At 36.0% G+C, this 24,803-nt stretch carries 24 protein-coding genes and 1 other annotated feature; of the genes, 3 read left to right on the forward strand and 21 right to left on the reverse strand.

The genetic code is table 11. The features are described 5' to 3' along the window. Positions 1-24 precede the first annotated feature (24 nt). From PYW35_RS12330 to PYW35_RS12340, 3 genes are read left to right on the forward strand one after another with little or no spacing between them, the layout of a single operon-like run. Positions 25-1,194, forward strand: coding sequence for an amidohydrolase (locus PYW35_RS12330; protein ID WP_103322203.1), 1,170 nt, complete (start codon positions 25-27; stop codon positions 1,192-1,194). A gap of 2 nt (positions 1,195-1,196) precedes the next feature. After that, entirely contained in the window at positions 1,197-2,396 is a 1,200-nt protein-coding gene (locus tag PYW35_RS12335; protein WP_103322204.1) for an amidohydrolase, read from the forward strand. After that, the gene (locus PYW35_RS12340) at positions 2,380-3,555 is read left to right on the forward strand and encodes a M20 metallopeptidase family protein (RefSeq protein WP_016911149.1); all 1,176 of its coding nucleotides are present in this window, start codon (positions 2,380-2,382) and stop codon (positions 3,553-3,555) included. Before PYW35_RS12335 ends, PYW35_RS12340 begins: the two co-directional genes overlap by 17 nt. 68 nt (positions 3,556-3,623) lie before the next feature. On the opposite strand, the gene tuf is transcribed toward PYW35_RS12340, so the two are convergent. The 21 genes from tuf to cysE all read right to left on the reverse strand — a co-directional run bounded on the left by tuf (position 3,624) and on the right by cysE (position 24,642). Further along, positions 3,624-4,814 carry an elongation factor Tu gene (gene tuf, locus PYW35_RS12345; protein WP_016911150.1) on the reverse strand — a complete coding sequence of 397 codons (1,191 nt, stop codon included), beginning with the start codon at positions 4,812-4,814 and terminating at the stop codon, positions 3,624-3,626. 134 nt (positions 4,815-4,948) lie between these two features. Continuing rightward, positions 4,949-7,027 (reverse strand): elongation factor G, encoded by a 2,079-nt coding sequence (gene fusA, locus PYW35_RS12350; RefSeq protein WP_103322205.1) that lies wholly within the window; start codon positions 7,025-7,027, stop codon positions 4,949-4,951. A gap of 142 nt (positions 7,028-7,169) precedes the next feature. Continuing rightward, positions 7,170-7,640, reverse strand: a complete 471-nt coding sequence (rpsG, locus tag PYW35_RS12355; RefSeq protein ID WP_016911152.1) for a 30S ribosomal protein S7 — start codon at positions 7,638-7,640, stop codon at positions 7,170-7,172. Between the two features lie 85 nt (positions 7,641-7,725). Further along, positions 7,726-8,148 carry a 30S ribosomal protein S12 gene (rpsL, locus tag PYW35_RS12360; protein ID WP_016911153.1) on the reverse strand — a complete coding sequence of 141 codons (423 nt, stop codon included), beginning with the start codon at positions 8,146-8,148 and terminating at the stop codon, positions 7,726-7,728. A 91-nt stretch (positions 8,149-8,239) separates the two neighbouring features. After that, the gene (locus PYW35_RS12365) at positions 8,240-8,494 is read right to left on the reverse strand and encodes a ribosomal L7Ae/L30e/S12e/Gadd45 family protein (RefSeq protein WP_016911154.1); all 255 of its coding nucleotides are present in this window, start codon (positions 8,492-8,494) and stop codon (positions 8,240-8,242) included. A 133-nt stretch (positions 8,495-8,627) separates the two neighbouring features. Next, the gene (gene rpoC, locus PYW35_RS12370; protein WP_103322206.1) at positions 8,628-12,245 is read right to left on the reverse strand and encodes a DNA-directed RNA polymerase subunit beta'; all 3,618 of its coding nucleotides are present in this window, start codon (positions 12,243-12,245) and stop codon (positions 8,628-8,630) included. A gap of 100 nt (positions 12,246-12,345) precedes the next feature. Then, positions 12,346-15,900 carry a DNA-directed RNA polymerase subunit beta gene (gene rpoB, locus PYW35_RS12375; protein ID WP_016911156.1) on the reverse strand — a complete coding sequence of 1,185 codons (3,555 nt, stop codon included), beginning with the start codon at positions 15,898-15,900 and terminating at the stop codon, positions 12,346-12,348. Between the two features lie 206 nt (positions 15,901-16,106). After that, entirely contained in the window at positions 16,107-16,715 is a 609-nt protein-coding gene (locus PYW35_RS12380) for a class I SAM-dependent methyltransferase (protein ID WP_016911157.1), read from the reverse strand. Between the two features lie 82 nt (positions 16,716-16,797). Next, a complete protein-coding gene (gene rplL, locus PYW35_RS12385) occupies positions 16,798-17,160 on the reverse strand; it encodes a 50S ribosomal protein L7/L12 (RefSeq protein ID WP_413481869.1) in 363 nt (120 codons plus the stop codon). A gap of 40 nt (positions 17,161-17,200) precedes the next feature. Further along, on the reverse strand, positions 17,201-17,707 hold the full coding sequence (gene rplJ, locus PYW35_RS12390; protein WP_016911159.1) for a 50S ribosomal protein L10: 507 nt from the start codon (positions 17,705-17,707) through the stop codon (positions 17,201-17,203). Between the two features lie 43 nt (positions 17,708-17,750). Beyond that, positions 17,751-17,891, reverse strand: a sequence feature (ribosomal protein L10 leader region). Positions 17,892-17,934: 43 nt separating this feature from the next. Further along, the gene (gene rplA / locus PYW35_RS12395; protein ID WP_016911160.1) at positions 17,935-18,627 is read right to left on the reverse strand and encodes a 50S ribosomal protein L1; all 693 of its coding nucleotides are present in this window, start codon (positions 18,625-18,627) and stop codon (positions 17,935-17,937) included. Positions 18,628-18,742: 115 nt separating this feature from the next. Then, the gene (rplK, locus tag PYW35_RS12400; protein WP_016911161.1) at positions 18,743-19,165 is read right to left on the reverse strand and encodes a 50S ribosomal protein L11; all 423 of its coding nucleotides are present in this window, start codon (positions 19,163-19,165) and stop codon (positions 18,743-18,745) included. 147 nt (positions 19,166-19,312) lie between these two features. Next, positions 19,313-19,861, reverse strand: a complete 549-nt coding sequence (nusG, locus tag PYW35_RS12405; protein WP_016911162.1) for a transcription termination/antitermination protein NusG — start codon at positions 19,859-19,861, stop codon at positions 19,313-19,315. A 14-nt stretch (positions 19,862-19,875) separates the two neighbouring features. After that, complete coding sequence (secE, locus tag PYW35_RS12410; RefSeq protein ID WP_016911163.1) at positions 19,876-20,055, reverse strand: preprotein translocase subunit SecE; 180 nt, start codon at positions 20,053-20,055, stop codon at positions 19,876-19,878. A 14-nt stretch (positions 20,056-20,069) separates the two neighbouring features. After that, the gene (rpmG, locus tag PYW35_RS12415; protein WP_083840509.1) at positions 20,070-20,210 is read right to left on the reverse strand and encodes a 50S ribosomal protein L33; all 141 of its coding nucleotides are present in this window, start codon (positions 20,208-20,210) and stop codon (positions 20,070-20,072) included. A gap of 50 nt (positions 20,211-20,260) precedes the next feature. Continuing rightward, positions 20,261-20,875 carry an RNA polymerase sigma factor gene (locus tag PYW35_RS12420; RefSeq protein ID WP_103322208.1) on the reverse strand — a complete coding sequence of 205 codons (615 nt, stop codon included), beginning with the start codon at positions 20,873-20,875 and terminating at the stop codon, positions 20,261-20,263. 78 nt (positions 20,876-20,953) lie between these two features. Further along, positions 20,954-21,472 (reverse strand): NYN domain-containing protein, encoded by a 519-nt coding sequence (locus PYW35_RS12425; protein ID WP_016911165.1) that lies wholly within the window; start codon positions 21,470-21,472, stop codon positions 20,954-20,956. Continuing rightward, positions 21,472-22,218, reverse strand: coding sequence for a 23S rRNA (guanosine(2251)-2'-O)-methyltransferase RlmB (gene rlmB, locus PYW35_RS12430; RefSeq protein WP_016911166.1), 747 nt, complete (start codon positions 22,216-22,218; stop codon positions 21,472-21,474). The genes PYW35_RS12425 and rlmB overlap by 1 nt, the downstream gene beginning before the upstream one ends. Beyond that, a complete protein-coding gene (locus tag PYW35_RS12435) occupies positions 22,211-22,600 on the reverse strand; it encodes a Mini-ribonuclease 3 (RefSeq protein WP_162829036.1) in 390 nt (129 codons plus the stop codon). Before PYW35_RS12435 ends, rlmB begins: the two co-directional genes overlap by 8 nt. Before the next feature lie 13 nt (positions 22,601-22,613). Beyond that, a complete protein-coding gene (gene cysS / locus PYW35_RS12440) occupies positions 22,614-24,017 on the reverse strand; it encodes a cysteine--tRNA ligase (RefSeq protein WP_016911168.1) in 1,404 nt (467 codons plus the stop codon). After that, on the reverse strand, positions 24,001-24,642 hold the full coding sequence (cysE, locus tag PYW35_RS12445; protein WP_016911169.1) for a serine O-acetyltransferase: 642 nt from the start codon (positions 24,640-24,642) through the stop codon (positions 24,001-24,003). The genes cysS and cysE overlap by 17 nt, the downstream gene beginning before the upstream one ends. Positions 24,643-24,803: the final 161 nt, after the last annotated feature.

Raw genomic sequence — 24,803 nt, forward strand, 5'->3', positions numbered from 1 at the left:
ATGGAATTGAAAGAAGGTTTATTCATGGTAAATTGGAAAGAAAAAGTAGAAAATAAATTCGATCGTTTAGTCGACATCAGACGATATATGCATAAGAATCCAGAACTATCATTTCATGAGGAAAAAACTCATGATTTTCTTTTATCTGAACTAAAAAAGTTAGATAAATTATCTATTAGAGAGCGCGTTGGAGAGCGTGGTATTGTCGCCAAGTTAGAAGGGAATCAACCTGGTCAAACAATCGCATTCCGAGCTGATTTTGATGCTTTACCGATACAGGACGAAAAAGACGTTCCATATAAATCAACTGTCGACGGTGTTATGCATGCTTGTGGTCACGACGGTCACACGGCAACACTTTTAACATTTTGCGAATTACTTCATGAACATCAACATTTACTTAAAGGTAATGTTGTCTTTATTTTTCAATATGCTGAAGAATTAAATCCCGGTGGTGCAAAAGCAATGGTGGATGATGGCGCACTAGATGGCGTGGATAAAATTTATGGAAACCATTTTTGGAGTGGTCATGAAACATCATCAATCAAGACAAAGCCTGCTGAAATGATGGCTTCTCCTGACTTTTTCGAAATAACGATTAAAGGTAAAGGCGGACATGGTGCCAAACCACATACTTCAATTGATCCAATTGTTATTGTAGCTGAATATATTTCTAGCATACAAAAAATCATATCTCGTCATATCGATCCGATTGATAGAGGCGTTATAACTGTTGGTAAAATAGACGCAGGAAGTGCTTTTAACGTAATAAGTGATACAGCTACAATTGAAGGTACCGTTAGAACTTTTAAACCTGAAGTTAAAGACACGATTGAAAAAGATCTTGAACGCTTATTAAAAGGTTTATGTATAGCCAATAACGCCACGTATGAATTTAATTATCGCAGAGGTTATCCTACAGTTGTAAACCACGATGCTCAATATAATGTCGTAAAAGAAGCAGCATCATCGTTAAATTTAACTTACGAAGATATTTCACCCATGATGATTGGCGAAGACTTCTCCTATTATCTGCTCAATCGTCCAGGCTGTTTCTTCTTAACTGGTAGCGGTAATGAGGACAAAGCTTCATTAGCACCTCATCATCACCCTATGTTTGATTTAGATGAAGAAGCAATGAAGACCACAACTGAAATGTTTATCAAAGTTCTTGAGATAGAAGGTGTTCTATAATCATGAGAAATATACTATTACAAAAAGTTGAAGATTATTATGATGAAATGATAGAAATCAGGAGACATTTACATATGTATCCAGAACTATCTTTTGAAGAAGTTAAAACACCTGCTTATATCGCTAACTATTTACGAGATTTAGGTATCGATGTACGAGAAGGTGTTGGTGGCCGAGGTGTAGTTGGCACGCTCAACAAAGATAAAGAAGGTCCAACATTAGCCTTGCGCGCTGATTTTGATGCTCTACCTATACAAGATGAAAAAGACGCACCATACAAATCTACCGTTGATGGCGTCATGCATGCTTGTGGTCATGACGCACACACTGCAGTGCTCTTGATGACCGCTAAAATATTATCTGAACATAAAGATGAAATTAATGGCCGTGTCGTATTTCTTCATCAACATGCTGAAGAAGTAGATCCTGGTGGTGCCATCCAAATGATCGCTGACGGCTGTTTAACAGGCGTTGATGCCATCATTGGACAACATGTATCAAGTAGCTTAGATGTCGGGAAAATAGGCTATAAATATGGTACAACGACAGGTATCCCAGATGACTTTTGGATTACTTTAAAAGGTAGAGGTGGACATGCCGCTCACCCTGATCAACTTATTGATCCATTAGCTGCAGGTATCCAATTATGTAATGATTTACAATATATTGTTTCACGTAAAACAAGTGCTTTGTCCCCTGCTGTATTATCTATCACAATGTTTAATGCTGGAGAAACAAATAATGTCATACCTGATACTTGTAAGATTGGTGGTACGATTAGAACTTTCGACGCCAATACTCAAACGAGCGTGATTGAAGGATTTAAAAAAGTACTCGAAGGTATCGCAACTTCTACAGATGTCACATACGATTTAAAATATAGTAAAGGTTACCCGCCTGTTGTAAATACTGAAAGAGAAACTGATTTAATATTAGAAGCTACTAAAGAAATAGCCAGTGTTCAAGAATTAGTGGAATTGGAAGCAAGTTTAGGTGGAGAAGATTTTTCTTATTATCAACAGCGTGTACCTGGTGCATTTTTCTATACAGGAACACGAAACGAACATTTTAAAGCGGACTATCCACACCATCACCCTAAGTTCGATATTGATGAACAAGGACTCATTAATGCCGTACGAGTATTTTTATTAACTACATTTAAGTTTATGGAAAGGAATTATCAAAATGAATTTAACGTCTGAAGTTACAGAATATATGGATGAATTAATAGATATTAGAAGACATTTGCATCAACATCCTGAATTATCTTTTCAAGAAGAAAACACAAAAAAATATATCGCTGATTACCTTGAGAATTTAGGTATTGAAGTTAAAAAAGATGTAGGTGGTAATGGCCTTTTAGGATATATTAAAGGTGGCCATGAAGGTCCGACTATCGCTTTAAGAGCTGACTTTGATGCGTTACCTATTCAAGATGAAAAAGACGTACCGTATAAATCGACAGTTGACGGTGTCATGCATGCTTGTGGTCACGATGCACATACAGCAAGTTTATTAATAACTGCTAAAATTCTTAAAAATCATGAAAAAGACATTCACGGTAATGTCGTCTTAATCCATCAACATGCCGAAGAGTCACTTCCAGGTGGCGCAAAATCTATGATAGAAGCTGGTGCGCTTAATGGTGTAGATTATATCTTTGGTACGCACACTGCAAGTCATATAGAGGCAAATAAAGTTGGTTTTTGTTCAGGACCAGCATATGCAGCGGCTGATTCATTTGAAATCGATATCCAAGGTTTAGGTGGTCATGGTGCCATGCCACAGCTAGCTAAAGACCCAATTGTTGCAGCGTCTTCACTTATCGTTCAAGCACAAAGCATTGTATCTAGAACGATAGATCCTTTAGAGTCTGCCGTTGTCACATTTGGTACATTTAAAGGTGGTAATGCATTCAATGTTATCGCTGATAAAGTACAACTGACAGGCACAATTAGAACATACTTACCTAGCGTGAAAGAACAAATTAAAGAACGATTGAATGGTATATTAAACGGCATCGAATCAAGCTATGGTGTTAAATGTCATTTGAATTATCATGATGGTTATCCACCTGTTATTAACCATAAAAAAGAAACAGAGTGGGCTAAAAGCCTTGCAGCTGAAATTGATACTGTTGAAGAAGCTTATGATTTCCCTCCATCACTCGGCGGAGAAGATGTTGGTTATTTCTTACAACATGTACCGGGAACTTATTTCTTCACAGGTGTTGGAAATGAAACACTTAAAGCAAATTATCCTCACCACCATCCTAAGTTTGATCTAGATGAACAAGCTCTACAAAATAGCGTTAAACTCTTTTTATCAATAATTGAACATAGTTCAGAATTAGAACAATAAAAAAAGCTTGCTATGAGAAAACTCATAGCAAGCTTTTATTTGTTTAATCAAGATTGTTCAATATCGAATTAAGCTTCGATAACTGAAACAACACCTGATCCAACTGTACGTCCACCTTCACGGATTGAGAAACGAGTACCGTCTTCAATAGCGATTGGTGAAATTAATTCAACATTCATTTCGATGTTGTCGCCAGGCATAACCATTTCAACGCCTTCTGGTAAGTTAACTACACCAGTTACGTCTGTAGTACGGAAATAGAATTGTGGGCGGTAGTTTGTGAAGAATGGAGTATGACGTCCACCTTCTTCTTTTGATAATACATAAACTTCAGCTTTAAATTTAGTGTGAGGTGTGATTGAACCTGGTTTAGCTAATACTTGACCACGGTTAACGTCTTCACGAGCAACACCACGTAATAAAGCACCGATGTTATCTCCAGCTTCAGCGAAGTCTAATAATTTACGGAACATTTCAACACCAGTTACAGTTGTTTTAGAAGATTCTTCAGTTAAACCGATGATTTCAATCTCTTCACCAACTTTGATTTGACCACGTTCAACACGGCCTGTAGCAACAGTACCACGACCAGTGATTGAGAATACGTCCTCAACTGGCATCATGAATGGTTTGTCAGAATCACGTTCTGGAGTTGGGATGAATGAATCTACTGCATCCATTAATTCCATAATTTTGTCTTCGTAAGCTTCTTCGCCTTCTAAAGCTTTTAATGCTGAACCAGCGATTACAGGAACGTCGTCGCCTGGGAAGTCATATTCAGATAATAAATCACGAACTTCCATTTCAACTAATTCTAATAATTCTTCGTCGTCAACCATGTCAACTTTGTTTAAGAATACTACTAATGCAGGAACACCTACGTTACGTGATAAAAGAATGTGTTCACGAGTTTGAGGCATTGGGCCGTCAGCAGCAGATACTACTAAGATACCGCCGTCCATTTGAGCAGCACCAGTGATCATGTTTTTAACATAGTCAGCGTGTCCTGGGCAGTCAACGTGAGCATAGTGACGTTTTTCAGTTTCATATTCGATATGTGAAGTATTAATTGTAATACCACGTTCTTTTTCTTCTGGAGCGTTATCGATTTGAGCGTATGAACGAGCTTCCCCGTCACCAGAACGTTTTGCTAATACAGTTGCAATAGCAGCTGTTAAAGTAGTTTTACCATGGTCAACGTGACCGATAGTACCAATATTGGCATGTGTTTTTGAGCGATCAAATTTTTCTTTAGCCATTATGAAATCTCTCCTATTCATATTAAAATTATTTTTTATTTAAGCCTCATGATGGTTACTCACCATCATGAGGAAACTTATATCTAATTTATAAATCATTTCGATGAAAAAATCAATTTATTAAAATGAATTAATTATTCACCTTTGTTTTTCTTGATAATTTCTTCTGAAATTGATTTTGGTACTTCTTCGTAGTGATCAAATACCATAGTATAAGTACCACGACCTTGAGTGTTAGAACGTAAGTTTGTAGCGTAACCGAACATTTCAGATAGTGGAACAAATGCACGAACAACTTGAGCGTTACCGCGTGCTTCCATACCTTCAACACGTCCACGACGACTTGTTACGTCACCCATGATGTCACCCATGTATTCTTCAGGCATAACGATTTCAACTTTCATCATTGGCTCTAAGATTACTGGATCACATTTTTTAGCTGCTTCTTTAAGTGCTAATGATGCAGCTACTTTGAAGGCCATTTCTGATGAATCGACATCATGATATGAACCGTCATAAAGTTTAGCTTTAACATCAACTAATGGATAACCAGCTAATACACCGTTTTCCATTGAATCTTTAAGACCAGCTTCAACTGATGGAATGTATTCACGAGGAACTACACCACCGACAATAGCGTTTTCGAATTCGAAACCGCCACCTTGTTCGTTAGGTGTGAATTCAATATGAACATCACCATATTGTCCACGTCCACCTGATTGACGAGAGAATTTACCTTGTACTTGAGCAGATGTTTTGAACGTTTCGCGGTATGATACCATTGGAGCACCAACAGTACATTCAACTTTGAATTCACGTTTCATACGGTCTACTAAAATATCAAGATGTAATTCACCCATACCACCGATGATAACTTGTCCAGTTTCATGGTCAGTGTGTGCATGGAATGTTGGATCTTCTTCTTGTAATTTAACTAATGCATTAGTCATTTTATCTTGGTCAGCTTTAGATTTAGGTTCAACTGACAAGTGGATAACTGGTTCTGGGAACTCCATTGATTCTAAGATGATGTCATCTTTTTCATCACATAAAGTATCACCAGTTGAAGTATCCTTAAGACCAACAGCACCAGCAATGTCACCAGAATATACAGTAGAAATCTCTTCACGAGAGTTAGCGTGCATTTGTAGGATACGACCTACACGTTCACGTTTACCTTTAGTAGAGTTTTTAATGTATGAACCTGATTCCATTGTTCCTGAATATACACGGAAGAATGTTAATTTACCTACGAATGGGTCAGTCATTACTTTGAACGCTAATGCAGCGAAAGGTGCTGAGTCATCAGGTTTAGCAATTACTTCTTCGTCTCCGTCAGTTCTATGTCCAACAATTGGTTTAACATCTAATGGAGATGGTAGGTAATCAATAACTGCGTTCAACATTAATTGAACACCTTTGTTTTTGAATGCTGTACCACAAAGTACTGGGTAGAATTCAATGTCACAAGTAGCTTGACGGATAGCCGCTTTAAGCTCTTCGACCGAAATTTCTTCTCCAGCTAAATATTTTTCCATTAATTCGTCATTTGATTCAGCAACAGCTTCGATTAAAGCTTCACGAGCTTCTTCTGCTTGTTGTTTATGAGATTCTGGAATCTCAACTTCTTCAATTTCAGTACCTAAATCGTTATTGTATTGGAAACATTTCATTTCTACTAAGTCAATAATAGCGCTGAAATCATCTTCCGCACCGATAGGTAATTGAATTGGGTGAGCGTTTGCTTGTAAACGATCATGTAATGTACCAACTGAATATTCAAAGTTCGCACCCATTTTATCCATTTTATTAATGAATACAATACGTGGTACTCCGTAAGTTGTAGCTTGGCGCCAAACAGTTTCTGTTTGAGGTTCAACACCTGATTGCGCATCAAGTACAGTTACAGCACCATCAAGTACACGTAATGAACGTTCAACTTCAACTGTGAAGTCTACGTGTCCTGGTGTATCGATGATGTTTACACGGTGACCATCCCATTGTGCAGTAGTCGCAGCAGAAGTGATTGTAATACCACGCTCTTGCTCTTGTTCCATCCAGTCCATTTGTGAAGCACCTTCATGTGTTTCACCAATTTTATGGATACGGCCTGTGTAATAAAGAATACGTTCAGTAGTCGTTGTTTTACCAGCATCGATGTGTGCCATGATACCGATATTACGAGTGTTTTTCAAAGAAAAATCTCTTGCCATAGTATTCTTACTCCTTCCAAAACATTGGATATTTGGTTGTTGCTTGTATAGATACTTTGATACCCTAAGAGTTTAAAAAACTAGAGATGACCTTAGTAAAGGGATCTTTATGATTTTAACGCTTAGGGTCCTAAGTTCTATCTTACCAACGATAATGAGCAAATGCTTTGTTAGCTTCTGCCATTTTATGAGTATCTTCACGTTTCTTAACTGCGCCACCAGTATTGTTGGCAGCATCTAAGATTTCATTAGCTAAACGCTCTTCCATAGTTTTTTCACCACGAAGACGAGCATAGTTAACTAACCAACGTAAACCTAAAGTTGTACGGCGCTCTGGACGTACTTCTACAGGTACTTGATAGTTTGAACCACCTACACGGCGAGCTTTTACTTCAAGTACAGGCATAATGTTGTTGATAGCTTCATCGAATACTTCGATTGCATCTTTACCTGAACGTTCTTGAACAAGTTCAAATGCTGAATAAAGAATTCTTTGAGCAGTACCACGTTTCCCATCAAGCATGATTTTGTTGATTAATTTAGTTACTAATTTTGAGTTGTGAATTGGATCTGGTAATACATCTCTTTTTGCAACTGGACCTTTACGAGGCATAATCGTAATCCTCCTTCCTTATTATAAAGTTTATTTGATTTATCGTCATTTAAAAAACTGTTATTTACAGAAATTTAACGTTAGATTATTTTTTTGCAGCTTTTGGTTTTTTAGTACCATAATGTGAACGACTTTGCATACGTCCATCAACACCAGAAGTATCTAAAGCACCACGTACGATATGATAACGCACACCAGGTAAATCTTTTACACGTCCACCACGAATAAGTACAACACTGTGTTCTTGTAAGTTGTGGCCAATACCAGGGATATACGCGTTAACTTCGATGTTGTTTGATAAACGAACACGAGCATATTTACGTAAAGCTGAGTTAGGTTTCTTAGGTGTCATAGTTCCCACACGAGTACATACACCACGTTTTTGTGGAGAGTATACAGTAGTCATTTTTTTCTTCATGCTATTGTAACCTCTGTTTAACGCTGGTGAGTTTGATTTTTGTGATTTACTAGTACGAGGTTTACGTACTAATTGGTTAATAGTAGGCATCTTTAATGTCCTCCTCTCTTCATTTCTTAATTCCACACATCCAGGTGGTTCATTTAAAGGTAAATAAAAATAGTAAGCACAGCTTACAAATTTATTTGAGCAATGCAACAACTGTCGCATTTACTTCTATTCCATAGTGCGATCCAAGTTCTTGTCTACTAGGACTATAACTTATTGGAACGTCTGTCTCAAATGCTACAGTTAACACTTTAGACAAAATATGAATATTTACATCTTGAGCAATGATTACTTTACGTACTTCATGCTTCAATAATGCTTTAGTGGTCTGTTTTAAACCAATGACATAACTGTCTTGATTTAAGCTTAAGGCTTTTTCATTAGACATTTGATATCCTCCAAAGCGTCTGCTTTCATCAACCTTAACAATAATAACATCGTACAGTCGTAAAGTCAATATATTTCAAGGTGTTTTTATAATAAAATATAAGCTGTTCTAGATACTAGAACAGCTATATATATTAGTCAGTAACGACTGGTTCTTGAGGTGAAACTTTTTTCTCAACTTTTTCAAAGTCAACGCCAGTATATCTTCTCATGCCTGTACCAGCAGGAATCAATTTACCGATGATAACATTTTCTTTAAGTCCAAGTAAGTTATCACGCTTACCTTTAATGGCAGCATCTGTAAGAACTCTTGTTGTTTCTTGGAATGAAGCTGCTGATAAGAAACTTTCAGTTTCAAGAGATGCTTTAGTAATACCAAGTAATACAGGTTTTGCAGTCGCCGGACGTTTACGTGTAGCGAATACTTCTCTGTTAGCATCAGTAAATGTATGAATATCAACTAATGCACCTGGTAATAATTTAGTATCTCCAGCTTCGATAATTCTTACTTTACGAAGCATTTGTCTAACCATAACTTCAACGTGTTTATCTGAAATTTCAACACCTTGCATACGGTAAACTTTTTGCACTTCTTTAAGTAAGTATTTCTGTGTAGCATTTAATCCTGCTACTGCTAGTAATCCTTTAGGTTCAATTGAACCTTCTGTCATTACTTCACCACGTTCAACGTATTGTCCTTCTTCAACTTTAAGTCGAGAAGTACCAGGAGCGTTATAAGTACGGATTTCATTTTCGCCTTTAACTTTAATTTCTTGTTGACGATCTTTAACGATAGTAATTTCAGTTACTTCACCGTTAATTTCAGAAATTACCGCTTGACCTTTAGGATTACGCGCTTCAAATAACTCTTGAATACGAGGTAAACCTTGGGTAATATCGGCTCCTGCAACACCGCCGGTATGGAATGTACGCATTGTAAGCTGAGTACCTGGTTCACCAATTGATTGTGCAGCAATTGTACCAACTGCTTCACCAACTTCAACTTGTTCACCAGTTGCTAAGTTCTTACCATAACATTTTTCACATACACCATGACGTGTGTTACAAGTGAATGCTGAACGGATATGCATTTCAGTAATACCAGCATCAATGATTATTTTAGCAATTTCTGCTGTTATAAGTTCGTTAACTTTAATGATCACTTCGTCTGTTTCTGGATGACGTAATGTTTCTTTAGAGTAACGACCTTCTATACGTTCAATAAATGGCTCAATTAATTCTGAACCTTCTCTTATATCAGAAACTAATAATCCTCGGTCAGTACCACAGTCTTCTTCTCTGACGATAACATCTTGTGCTACGTCAACTAGACGACGTGTTAAGTAACCTGAATCGGCAGTTTTCAGTGCTGTATCGGCAAGACCTTTACGAGCACCGTGAGTTGAGATGAAGTATTCAAGTACTGTTAAACCTTCTCTGAATGAAGATTTAATCGGTAACTCGATAATTTTACCAGATGGGTTAGCCATCAAACCACGCATACCAGCTAGCTGAGTGAAGTTAGATGCGTTACCACGCGCTCCTGAGTCACTCATCATGAAGATTGGGTTTAAGCTGTCTAATGACATCATTAATTTAGCTTGAATATCATCTTTCGCTTTAGTCCAAATTTCAATAATTGCTGCATAACGTTCGCTTTCAGTGATTAAACCACGGCCAAATTGTTTTTGTACTTTTTCAACTTTAAGATCTGCTTCTCCGATAATTTCTTCTTTCTCAGGAAGAACCACGATATCAGAAACACCAACTGTAATACCAGCACGAGATGAATATTTAAATCCTAAATCTTTCATCTTATCTAGCATCATTGAAGTATCTGTAATATGGAATTTATTGAAGATTTCAGCAATGATTTCACCTAAGAATTTTTTGTTGAATGGTTTAACAAGTTCAACATCTTCTAAGTATTCAATCAAGCCACCTTCTGGTAAATCAGTAGGTGAAACAAAATATTTATCTGGTGTTGATTTTTCTAGATTGAAATTAGTCGGTTCATTTAAATATGGGAATGATTCCGGCATAATTTCATTAAAGATAACTTTACCAACAGATGTAAGTAATAGTTTGTTATTTTGATCTTCAGTGAATGTTGGATTTTTTAATGATTTTGCTTGAATTGCTATACGTGAATGTAAATGTACATATCCATTTGCGTAAGCTTTAATAACTTCATTTGTTTCACTAAAGATATCTCCAGCTCCCATTGCACCTTTACGTTCAAGTGTTAAGTAATAGTTACCTAGTACCATATCTTGAGAAGGTGTAACAACTGGTTTACCATCTTTAGGGTTTAAAATGTTTTGTGCTGCAAGCATTAACATACGCGCTTCTGCTTGTGCTTCTTTAGATAAAGGAACATGGACAGCCATTTGGTCACCATCAAAGTCAGCGTTATAAGCAGTTGTAACAAGTGGATGAAGTCTTATCGCACGACCTTCTACTAATGTAGGTTCAAACGCTTGGATACCTAGACGGTGAAGCGTTGGTGCACGGTTTAGTAATACCGGATGTTCTTTGATAACATCTTCTAGTACGTCCCAAACTTCTTCTTCCATTCTATCAATTTTGCCTTTTGCATTCTTGATGTTAGTCGCTATTTCTCGTTCAACAAGCTCTTTCATGATGAAAGGTTTGAACAATTCAAGCGCCATTTCTTTCGGTAAACCACATTGGTACATTTTAAGGTTAGGACCAACTACGATAACTGAACGACCTGAATAGTCGACACGCTTACCAAGTAAGTTTTGACGGAAACGACCTTGTTTACCTTTTAACATATGTGATAGTGATTTCAATGGACGGTTACCAGGTCCTGTAACAGGACGACCACGACGACCATTGTCGATTAACGCATCTACAGCTTCTTGTAACATACGTTTTTCATTTTGAACGATAATACCAGGTGCACCTAAGTCTAATAAACGTTTCAAACGATTATTACGGTTAATAACACGACGGTATAAATCATTTAAATCACTTGTTGCGAAACGGCCACCATCTAATTGAACCATTGGACGGATTTCAGGTGGGATAATTGGTAACACATCTAAAATCATCCATGATGGTTCGTTACCTGAGTGACGGAATGATTCAACAACTTCTAAACGTTTGATTGCTCTAGTTAATCTTTGTCCAGTTGCTGATTCTAATTCTTCACGTAATGATTTTAATTCTTTTTCTAAATCAATATTATTTAATAAATCACGGATGGCTTCTGCACCCATTTTTGCTGAGAATTTACCAGGATATTTATCGTAGTATTCACGATATTCGCCTTCAGTTAATAGTTGTTTCTTATCTAGCCCAGTTGGACCTGGATCGATTACAGTATAAGAAGCAAAGTATATAACTTCTTCAAGTGAACGTGGTGACATATCAAGTAATAGTCCCATACGACTTGGGATACCTTTGAAGTACCATATATGAGAAACTGGTGCTGCTAATTCAATGTGCCCCATTCTTTCGCGACGCACTTTTGATTTCGTAACTTCTACACCACATCTGTCACAAACCATGCCTTTATAACGTACTCTTTTATATTTACCACAACTACATTCCCAGTCCTTAGTTGGACCGAAAATTTTCTCACAGAATAAGCCATCTCTTTCTGGTTTTAACGTACGGTAGTTAATTGTTTCTGGTTTTTTCACTTCACCAAATGACCAAGAACGGATCTTCTCAGGTGAAGCAAGTCCTATTTTCATGTAATGGAAATTATTTACATCAATCAAGGAGCCTACCTCCTTCAATTTAAATTAGTTGTGCCGGTTGATTGATAATGTATAACAAATGAAAAGCGCAAATGTCTTACCAAATGCGCTTTATTAACTTTTAATCAGTTACTTGTTGTCCTTCTATTGCTGCATCTTGTGAAACACCTAACTCAACTTTCTTGTCCATCATTTCTTCATCTTCTAAATCACGCATTTCGATTTCGTTATCATGTTCGTCCATAACTTTAACGTCTAGACCTAAACTTTGTAACTCTTTCATTAACACGCGGAATGATTCAGGAACACCCGGTTTAGGGATGTTTTCACCTTTTACGATGGCTTCGTAAGTTTTAACACGACCTACAGTATCATCAGATTTATAAGTTAAAATCTCTTGTAAAGTATATGCAGCACCATAAGCTTCAAGTGCCCATACCTCCATCTCACCGAAACGTTGTCCACCAAACTGTGCTTTACCGCCCAGTGGTTGTTGTGTAACAAGTGAGTATGGTCCAGTAGAACGTGCGTGCAATTTGTCATCTACCATGTGTGCAAGTTTAAGCATATACATAACACCTACAGATACACGGTTGTCAAACGGTTCACCAGTACGACCATCGTAAAGTACAGTTTTACCATCACGGGCCATACCTGCTTCTTCAATAGTTGACCAAACATCATCATCGTTTGCACCATCAAATACTGGTGAAGCAACATGAATACCTAAATTCTTAGCTGCCATTCCAAGATGAAGTTCTAATACTTGTCCGATATTCATACGAGAAGGTACACCTAGTGGGTTTAACATGATATCAATTGGTGTGCCATCTGGTAAGTAAGGCATATCTTCTTCTGGTAAAATACGAGAAATAACACCTTTGTTACCATGACGTCCACACATTTTATCTCCGACATGTATTTTACGTTTTTGAACGATATATACACGTACTAATTGGTTAACACCTGGAGATAATGAATCATCGCCTTCTTCTCTATTAAATACTTTAACATCTAATACAATACCACCTGCACCATGAGGTACACGTAATGATGTATCACGAACTTCACGAGCTTTTTCACCAAAGATTGCATGTAATAATCTTTCTTCAGCAGTTAGTTCAGTTACACCTTTAGGCGTTACTTTACCAACAAGAATATCCCCGTCTTTAACTTCTGCACCAACGTAAACAATACCACGATCATCTAAGTTTTTAAGTGCATTATCAGAAACGTTAGGAATATCACGTGTGATTTCTTCAGGTCCTAATTTAGTATCACGAGCTTCTGATTCATACTCTTCAACGTGAATTGAAGTGTAAACGTCATCTTTAACTAAACGTTCACTCATGATTACAGCATCCTCGTAGTTATAACCGTCCCATGTCATGAAACCAACAACTACGTTACGACCAAGTGCCATTTCACCTAATTCCATTGAAGGACCATCAGCTAAAATTTCACCTTTATCCACAATGTCACCACTCGAAATGATTGGACGTTGATTATAACAAGTACCAGAGTTACTACGCTTGAATTTAGATAATGGGTAACGGTCTAATTCCGTTTCGATTTCTTTACCATTTTCTTCAACAATACGTCTAACTAAAATTTCTTTAGCTTCAACGTGTTCAACTCTACCTTTAAATTTCGCAACTACAGCTGCTCCTGAATCACGTGCAGTCACATGTTCCATACCTGTACCAACAAATGGCGCTTCAGGATTCATTAAAGGCACTGCTTGACGTTGCATGTTTGCACCCATAAGCGCACGGTTAGAGTCATCGTTTTCTAAGAAAGGAATACATGCTGTCGCAGCAGAAACAACCTGTTTAGGTGATACATCCATGTAATCCATACGTTCTTTAGGTTTCGTAGTATTATCCCCACGGAAACGACAAAGTACTTCATCATCAACGAATTTACCTGTTTCATCAAGTACTGAGTTTGCTTGCGCTACAACATAGCTGTCTTCTTCGTCAGCTGTTAAATAGTCAATTCTGTCAGTAACTTGGTTTGTTTCGATATTAACCTTACGATAAGGCGTTTCAATAAAACCAAATTCATTAACTCTCGCATAACTTGATAAAGAGTTAATTAAACCGATGTTTGGTCCCTCAGGTGTTTCAATTGGACACATACGACCATAGTGAGAATAGTGAACGTCACGTACTTCCATACCAGCACGTTCACGAGTTAAACCGCCGGGTCCTAATGCAGATAGACGACGTTTATGAGTTAACTCAGCTAATGGGTTTGCTTGGTCCATGAATTGAGATAATTGAGAACTACCAAAGAATTCTTTAATAGACGCAATAACTGGACGAATATTAATTAATTGTTGAGGTGTGATTGATTCAGTATCTTGAATTGACATACGTTCACGTACGACACGTTCCATACGTGATAAACCAATTCTAAATTGGTTTTGTAATAATTCGCCTACTGAACGTAAACGACGATTACCTAAGTGGTCAATATCATCTGTATAACCTACACCATGTAACAAGTTAAAGAAATATGATAATGAAGAAATAATATCTGCTGGCGTAATGCATTTCACTGCTTCATCAGGGAACGCATTACCAATCACTGTTGTTGTACGTTTTTCTTCATCACCAGGAATGTAAATTTTAACTGCTTGTACTTCAACTGGTTCATCTAATACACCACTATTTAATTCATATACATGAATATTAGCGTTAGATTCTAATACGTCAATAATTTTATCTAAATTACGACGATCTAGTACAGTACCTTCTTCAGCTGCAATTTCACCTGTTTCAACATCAACGATAGGTTCAGCTAACGTTTGGTTGAATAAACGGTGTTTAAGATGTAATTTTTTATTCATTTTATAACGACCTACGCTTGCTAAATCATAACGTTTTGGGTCGAAGAAACGTGAATATAATAAACTTTTAGCGTTCTCTACTGTTGGTGGTTCTCCCGGACGTAAACGCTCATAGATTTCAAGCAATGCTTGATCTGTTGTTTCAGTATTATCTTTGTCTAATGCGTTTCTAAGGTATTCGTTATCACCAAGTAAATCAATGATTTCTTGATCAGATGAGAAACCTAGTGCACGGACTAATACTGAAATTGGTAATTTACGAGTTCTATCTATTCTTACGTAAGGAACATCTTTCGCATCTGTTTCATACTCTAACCATGCACCACGGTTAGGAATTACAGTTGTTCCAAAACTCACTTTACCGTTTTTATCAACTTTTTCATTGAAATAAACGGATGGTGAACGTACAAGTTGAGATACAATAACACGTTCTGCACCATTAATTACGAAAGTACCAGTGTCAGTCATTAATGGGAAATCACCCATAAATACTTCTTGGTCTTTTACTTCGCCTGTTTCTTTATTGATTAAACGGACTTTAACGCGTAATGGCGCGGAATATGTCGCATCACGGTTTTTAGACTCCTCTAAATCATACTTCGGTTCACCTAAACGGTAATCTACGAATTCTAAAGATAAGTTACCTGTAAAGTCATCAATTGGAGAAATGTCTCGGAACATTTCAAGTAAACCTTCTTTAAGAAACCATTGATATGATTTCGTTTGAATCTCGATTAAGTTAGGTAGTTCTAAAATTTCGGAAATTCTCGCATAACTTCTACGAACACGATGTCTTCCATACTGGATAAGTTGACCTGTCAACAGATTCACCCCTCAAATATTGTGAATATAACTTTGCGCCTTACAAAATAAATATAATAAGACAAAAAGAAAACGGAAAGTCAATGATTCCATTTTCTATTTCGTACGACTTATTCCTAACATTCAATTAAGGGCGACGCAAAAGTACACACTTATTGAATATAATTTTTAACATTCTATTACTATATCAGAACAAAACACCAAAATCAAGCTTTTACACTTTTTAAAATGTAATAACCCTTGCTTTTTTCTATTGTTTCTGCATTGCCATAAAGGGCTTGCATTTTCTTCTTCGCAGAAGGCATTCCTTGTTTCTTTTGAATTACGACCCAAAGCTCTCCACCACTAGTTAATACATCATCACTTTGTTCAATTATTCGATGTACAACTTCTTTTCCAGCTCTTATAGGTGGATTTGTTAGTACATAATCAAATTTCAAATCTAATACAGCATCTAAACAATTGCTCGTTTTTATGTCTGCATTGCTAATTTGATTAATCTTTTTATTCTCTTTCGCTAAGTCCAATGCGCGTTCGTTAACATCCACTAATGTTATTTCACTATGAGGAAGTACTTTTGCACACATTAAACCTATAGGACCGTATCCGCAACCTACATCCAATATTTTCTTTTTAGGACCAGGGGGGTTAGCATTTAAAAAAGTAGAAACTAATAAATCAGATCCAAAATCTATTTTCCCTTTTGAGAAAACACCATGATCTGTCTGAAGGGAGAGTTTGATGTCGCGGTAGAAATAATCGAAATTTTCTCGTTCCGACTTCACATTTGGATCATTATCAAAATAATGACTCATTACGCCACCTCTTTATTGCATTTAATGAGTAAAGAAAAACCCGTTATCATGATAATAACGGGTTTTTGATTTAATACGGAGATTATTTTACTTCTACAGATGCGCCAACTTCTTCTAATTTTTCTTTTAAAGCTTCAGCGTCTTCTTTAGATAAACCTTCTTTAACAACTTTAGGAGCGTTGTCTACGATTTCTTTAGCTTCTTTTAAGCCTAAACCAGTTATTTCTTTAACTGCTTTAACAACTTTAATTTTTGAATCTCCAGCTGAAGTTAATTCAACGTTGAATTCAGTTTGTTCAGCTGCTGCGTCTGCACCAGCTGCGCCAGCTGATGCTACTGGAGCTGCTGCTGTTACACCAAATTCTTCTTCAATAGCTTTTACTAAGTCGTTTAATTCTAATACTGACATTTCTTTGATTTCTTCGATAATTTTTTCATTAGTCATGATATATATCCTCCATTAATTGATTTTATTTGTTGCTGAATTATTCAGCACTTTCTTCTTTTTGTTCTCCGACAGCTTTAACTGCATAAGCAAAGTTACGAACTGGAGCTTGTAATACAGATAGTAACATTGATACAAGACCATCTTTTGATGGTAATGAACCGATTGTGTTAACTTCTTCTGCAGAAACAACTCGTCCTTCAATAACACCTGCTTTGATTTCTAATGCTTCGTTTGCTTTAGCAAAGTCAGCAAGAATTTTCGCTGGCTCAACAACTTCTTCATTTGAAAAAGCAATTGCGTTAGGACCAGTTAATGACTCTTCTAAACCTTCGATTCCAGCAGCTTCAGCAGCACGACGAACTAAAGTATTTTTGTAAACTTTATATTCGATACCAGCTTCACGTAATTGTTTACGTAATTCAGTAACTTGCGCAACTGTTAAACCACGGTAATCCACAAGAATTGTTGAAACAGAATTTTTAAATTGTTCTGTAATTAGATCAACTTTTTGTTGTTTCACTTCAACGATTTTTGAATTAGACATCTTTACACCTCCATATTATTTATCACGTGCTTTTATGATGAGGTTTCTCAACAAAAAAGCACTTTTTACCTACGGCAAAAAGTGCTTGAAATTTATACGTTCAAGTCAATTTAGGCCTCGGTAGGATTAACTTTTAAGTCCCAAAATGAACTCCTACTGTCTTAGGTTAAATATTACACATCAAAAACTATAACGCGTTTCGGACGTGAAGTCAATATATTTATATTTTAAAGTTTGAAGCTTGAAGTATCAACTTTGATACCAGGGCCCATTGTTGTTGTAACAGCAACAGACTTGAAGTAAGTACCTTTAGATGATGATGGTTTAGCTTTTGTTAATGTATCTTTGATTGTTTTGAAGTTTTCAACTAATTGTTGCTCTTCAAATGATACTTTACCAATAGATGCATGAACAATACCAGATTTTTCAGCACGGTATTCTACTTTACCTGCTTTAATTTCTCCGACTGCCTTTTGGATATCCATAGTAACTGTACCAGTTTTAGGGTTTGGCATTAAACCTTTAGGTCCTAATACACGACCAAGTTTACCAACTTCACCCATCATATCAGGTGTAGCTACGATTACATCAAATTCGAACCAACCTTGGTTGATTTTATTAATGTATTCTTCACCTACATAGTCTGCTCCAGCTTCTTCTGCTTCTTTAATTTTATCGCCTTTAGCGAATACTAATACACGTTGTGTTTTACCAGTACCGTGTGGTAATACTACAGCACCACGGATTTGTTGGTCATTTTTACGAGTATCAATACCTAAACGAAATGCAACTTCTACAGATGCATCAAAGTTAACAGTACTTGTTTCTTTTGCTAATTTGATCGCTTCTTCTATTTCATATGTTGAATTACGGTCAACTTTAGCAATTGCTTCTTGATACTTTTTACCTTTTTTAGCCATATTGTTTTTCCTCCTTTAGTGGTTTTAGCGGAATGTTACCTCCCACGTGCATTGCTATAAAGACAATGCAATAGCAGACAGCGAAACAGCCGCCTGCTTAAACTTAAAATTTCAATTATTCTACGACAATACCCATACTACGTGCAGTACCTTCAACGATACGTATAGCTGCTTCTTCAGATGCTGCATTTAAGTCAGGCATTTTAGTGTTAGCAATTTCACGTACTTGGTCTTGAGTTACTGTTGCAACTTTAGTTTTGTTAGGTTCACCTGAACCTTTTTCTACTTTAGCTGCTTTTTTAAGTAATACTGCTGCAGGTGGTGTCTTAGTGATGAAAGTAAATGAACGATCTTCAAATACTGTAATTTCAACTGGAATGATTAAACCTGCTTGCTCTTGTGTACGAGCGTTGAATTCTTTACAGAATCCCATAATATTCACACCGGCTTGACCTAATGCAGGACCAACTGGTGGTGCTGGATTCGCTTTACCTGCAGGAATTTGCAATTTAACTACTTTAACTACTTTTTTAGCCACGATGTGCACCTCCTTGATATCGTGATGTGGTCATGGGGTAATGATATTTTACCCTCCCACTCTTCATTTCGTAATGAAATGGTTGCGCATAGTCCGAGCGCGACCTTTAAATAATAACATTGAAATTTTAAAATTTCAAGTGTTTTTTTACAACTTTTCAATTTGGTCGAATTCTACTTCAACCGGTGTTTCTCTACCAAACATATCTACAAGTACAGTTAATTTATACTTCTCAACATCTATTTCTTTAATTTCGCCAACTTGGTTACTAAACGGACCACTTGTTACACGAACTTGCTCACCTAGTTCAACTTTAACATCGACTGTTTTTTCTGACATACCCATTTGTTTCAAAATAAATTTCGCTTCATCAGGTAATAGTGGGTTAGGTTTAGAACCTGCACCTGCAGATCCAACAAATCCTGTAACACCAGGTGTATTTCTGACAATATACCATGATTCATCTGTCATGATTAATTCTACTAATACATAACCTGGAAATGTCTTTTTAATTGTTGTTTTCGCTTTACCATCTTTAATAGAAGTTTCTTCTTCTTCTGGAATTACAACTCTAAAGATTTGTTCTTGCATATTCATTGTATCTACACGCTTTTCAAGGTTAGTTTTAACTTTATTTTCATAACCTGAATAAGTGTGGACTGCGTACCATCGTTTAGCGCCTATATCTTCTGACATTTTGCCACTCCTTACTATCTAATAAAATTAATTAATTCTGTAATTCCTAAATCTAATGCATAGAAAAAGATTAAGAAAAAGATTACTGTACACACCACTATCGTTGTATATTTAACAAGTTCTTTGCCTGTTGGCCAACTTGTTTTTTGCATTTCGGATTTTACGCCTTGAAAGAAGTTTTCTTTTTTAGCCATTGATTTTCCTCCTTTTAGATGGATTCTTTATGCAATGTATGCGTATTACAAGTTTTACAAAACTTTTTTAGCTCTAATCGTTCATCTGTATCTTTTTTAGGGACTGTATAATTCCTAGCTCCGCATTTCTCGCAATTTAAAGGGACTTTTCTCATCTTATCACCTAATTCATTCTAATCCTAGATTAATATACAAAACAAAACACCTAATTGTCAAACAGAGCTGAAGTAATTTCAGCTTTATTGAGTTTCTTTTTTAATTGGTATTGTGCGTTATATATATGCTTCACTGGGATATTTAATTCTGTCGATATTTCTTTTTTTGTTTTTCCTTGCAAAGTTAATTTTACTACGTTTGCTTCCATAGTAGTTAACTTTTTACATTTAAATAAATATAATAGAAAACTTTCTATTAACATAGCATCTTCAAACGACGGAGCATTGATATCATAGATACGTTCCGCTAAACTATACGATTCACTACTTAGCTCATCTATACGCAACGATTCTGTATGCAGTTTATATTTCTCGCTTTTTGTTTTACGTATATAATCAATTTTAGCATTTTTAATAATAACGTTCACACAATGAGCAAAAGACTCCTCCTTTTGAAAATCAAAAGTCAGCGCTTGCTTATATAATTTATATCTAATCACCTGTGCAATATCTTCTTTATCTTCAATAGATAACCTTAAAGCGTTCAATCTTTTTATGATGTCTTTTTCAAAAACATTTAATAGTTGATTAAATGTTTCTTTTTCACCTTGTTGTATAGCATGAATCCATTTTAAAAGTTGTTGCTCTGTAATTATGTCATACATGATGTCCATTCCTCGTATTAGTGATGAACATATTTTACAGAGCACAGTACTTTTTAATCAAACTTCAAAAAATAATGTTTATTTGTTATTTCTTCTCCATTTTTCAAATTGCTGCAGAACTTCATCTGGCAAGTCCAATCTGTTTCTAGGTGTTTTTGTTTCTATTTCTGATAAGTGTTTTGTTACTACAGATTCTTGATTGGCAATCGTCGACCACATTTCTCTCGAAGAAATTCTATATGCACCCGAACCAAAAATAGCATGTTGTTCACTCATATCACTTGTTACTACTGTTATATGTGTGATGTGCTTTCTATATAATTCATATGTTAATTTCTCAATGTAGCTATCTGCCGTTTCTTTACCTTTTGTATAAACCACTTTTACACCATGTTTAATTTCAATAGATTCTGTGCCTTCTACGCCATAAGCATCAAAAACTACAATCATCTCACCATCATGTTGTGTATTGTAATTAATAAGTGTGATTAACAGTTTGTCTCTCGCTTCTTCTAAAGAAACTTGAGCAATTGAAGATAACTCCTTTGACTGCCCTATTAAATTATAGCCATCGATAATTAAATAGATATCTTTCATTATGACTGACCTATAGGATGCCTTTTACGATATACTTCATACATCAATAGACTTGCCGCAACTGATGCATTTAAACTGTTTACGTGCCCGACCATTGGTAATTTAATAAGAAAGTCACACTTATCTTTAACTAGTCGACTCATTCCTTCACCTTCACTACCAATAACAATTACTAACGGCATTCCAGCATCCATTTGGCGATAGTCTGTTGCATTCTTAGCATCAGTACCCGCAACCCAATAGCCCACATCTTGAAGACGTTCAATAGTATGCGGTAAATTTGTAACTCGAATTACTGGAACATGTTGAATTGCGCCAGTAGACGCTTTAGCTACAGTTGCATTTAGCTGAACTGATCTTCTTTTCGGTATGATAATTCCATCAATGCCGATAGCATCAGCAGTTCTCATTATTGAGCCTAAATTATGTGGATCTTCTAAACCATCTAACATTAATAAGCAAGGTTGATGATCTATATCTTTCGTTTCGGAAATGAAATCTTCCAGTTCTTTATATGGATATGGTGCAATTAGTGCAGCAATCCCTTGATGTGGAACATCTGTCAGGTAATCAATTTTTGATTTAGGTACAGTTTGAACAACTATTTTTTCAGTTTTTGCAATTTTTAAAATTTCACCAATTTGTTTCTTATTGATACCTTCTTGAATAAGCACTTTATTAATTGTATGCCCTGAAGTTATAGCCTCTTTTACCGCATGTCTACCAACAATGATGGATTCATCCATTCGCACTCACCCTTTCTTCTGTAATTTCTATCATTTTATTTATTAGTGCTTCTAATCGTTCTGTTTCATCTATTAAAAATAAATAGCCAAGAACCGCTTCAATTGCCGAACTTTTTCTATAGGTCTGAATGTCTGTATTCTTAGCTTTCGTATAACTCTTTGCATTTCGACCACGTTTAATAATATCTAATTCTTCTTCATTAAAAAAAGATTCTTCTATCAATATATTAAGTGCAAAGGCTTGTCCTTTTGCAGAAACATATTGCTTAGATAATTGATGTAAACGATTCGGCTTACCTTTAATTTTAAGAATAATATGCTTTCGGACATAAGTATCTAAAATCGAGTCTCCCATATACGCTAAAGATAAAGGATTTAACATTTTTACTGTTAATTTATCCACGTTTAAACCTCACACCTTGAGCTGTGTCTTCAAGAATAATGTTTTGTTCTTTAAGCGCATCTCTAATTTCATCGGCTCTTTGGAAATTTTTAGCTTTTCTTGCTTCATTACGCTCTTCTATTAACGCTTCAATTTCTTCATCTAACAATTCATTTTGAGCTTTACCAACTAAAGGCACACCTAATACGTCGCTAAAAACTTGATATACTTCTTTAAAGCGTTGAATAGTTTGTGTTGAAGTTGTATTTTCTAATAAGTATTTATTCGCTAATTTATTTAAATCATACCAAGCTGTCATAGCATTAGCAGTATTAAAATCATCATCCATATATGTTTCAAAGTCTAGTAATATTTGATTGATGTTTTCAATATATTGATTCGTTTCATCATTTTCACGTAATGCAAAACTTTCTCTATCCGTTAATGATTTATAACTATTACGTATTCTTTCTAACCCTTTATTTGCCGACTGAACGAGATCCAAATCATAGTTGATTGGATTTCTATAATGCGCACCAACCATAAAGAACCTTAATACATCTGGGTCAATTTCTTTAATAATGTCATGCACTAAAATAAAGTTCCCTAATGATTTACTCATTTTTTCATTATTTATATTTACAAAACCATTATGCATCCAATAATTAGCGAAGGTCTTGTCATTGTGCGCTTCTGATTGTGCTATTTCATTTTCATGGTGAGGGAATTGTAAATCTGTCCCACCTGCATGGATGTCAATTGTATCACCTAAGTGAACTTGTGCCATTACTGAACATTCTATATGCCATCCTGGTCTGCCTTCACCCCATGGACTATCCCATTTAATTTCGCCGGGTTTAGCTTGTTTCCATAATGTGAAGTCTAGTTCGTCTTCTTTTTGTTCACCAGTTTCAATTCTTGCACCAACTTTTAAGTCGTCTAAAGATTGGTGACTTAACTTACCATAGTCATCAAAACGTCGCGTACGATAATAAACATCGCCGCCACTTTCATATGCATATCCTTTTTCCACAAGCACCTTTATAAAAGCAATGATATCGTCCATATGATCCATAACTCTTGGATTAGACGTACCACGTTTACAATTTAATGCCCCAGTGTCTTCGTAGAATGCTTCTATAAAACGATCTGCAATTTCAGGTACTGTTTCACCTAATTCATTTGCGGTCTTAATTAATTTATCATCAACATCAGTAAAGTTAGATACATATTGAACATCATATCCACGATATTCTAAATATCTCCTTACAACATCAAAGGCAACTGTCGCTCTAGCATTCCCTATATGAATGTAGTTGTAAACAGTTGGACCACAAACATACATCTTTACTTTCCCTTCTTCAATGGGAATAAATTTTTCCTTTTGTCTCGTTAACGTATTATATAACGTAATCATCAACAATCTCTCCATTCTTCGTCTTTTCAAGTTGACGTTCCAATTCTTTTAATTGTTCATATATAGGATCTGGTAAATTAGTATGATTAAAGTTCTTACCGACTTTCAATCCGTCTTGCTTAACAATTCTACCTGGTATGCCAACAACAGTAGAGTAATCTGGAACATCTTTTAACACGACTGAGTTCGCTCCAATATTCACATTACTTCCAACTTCTATATTGCCAAGTACTTTTGCACCAGCAGCTATTAAAACATTATCACCGATATCGGGATGTCTTTTCCCTCGCTCTTTACCAGTTCCGCCTAGTGTCACACCTTGGTAGATTGTCACATTGTTTCCAATACGACATGTTTCACCTATTACAATCCCCATACCATGGTCTATAAATAACCTCTTTCCAATAGTAGCGCCTGGATGAATCTCGACACCTGTAAAGAATCGAGATATTTGCGATATTGATCTTGCAATAAAGTACATTTTCTTTTTAAAGAACCAATTTGCAATCAAATAACTCCATATAGCATGCAGCCCTGAGTAAGTCATAACGATTTCAAATGAAGACCTTGCTGCTGGGTCTTGATCAAATACCATTTGAATATCATCTTTGACTCTTCTAAACATTTAAATCCCCCCTCAGATAACAAAAAGGCGCCTCTAACAATAGTTGCTAGAGGTGCCTTTTTGCACGGTTCCACTCTTTTTAGCATTTTAAAATGCTCACTCATTTAAATATTGATATATTTACCTTGTATAATAAAGGTGCATTCGTTTATATAATGTGG

The sequence above is a fragment of the Mammaliicoccus vitulinus genome (assembly GCF_029024305.1).
Lineage (GTDB): Bacteria > Bacillota > Bacilli > Staphylococcales > Staphylococcaceae > Mammaliicoccus > Mammaliicoccus vitulinus.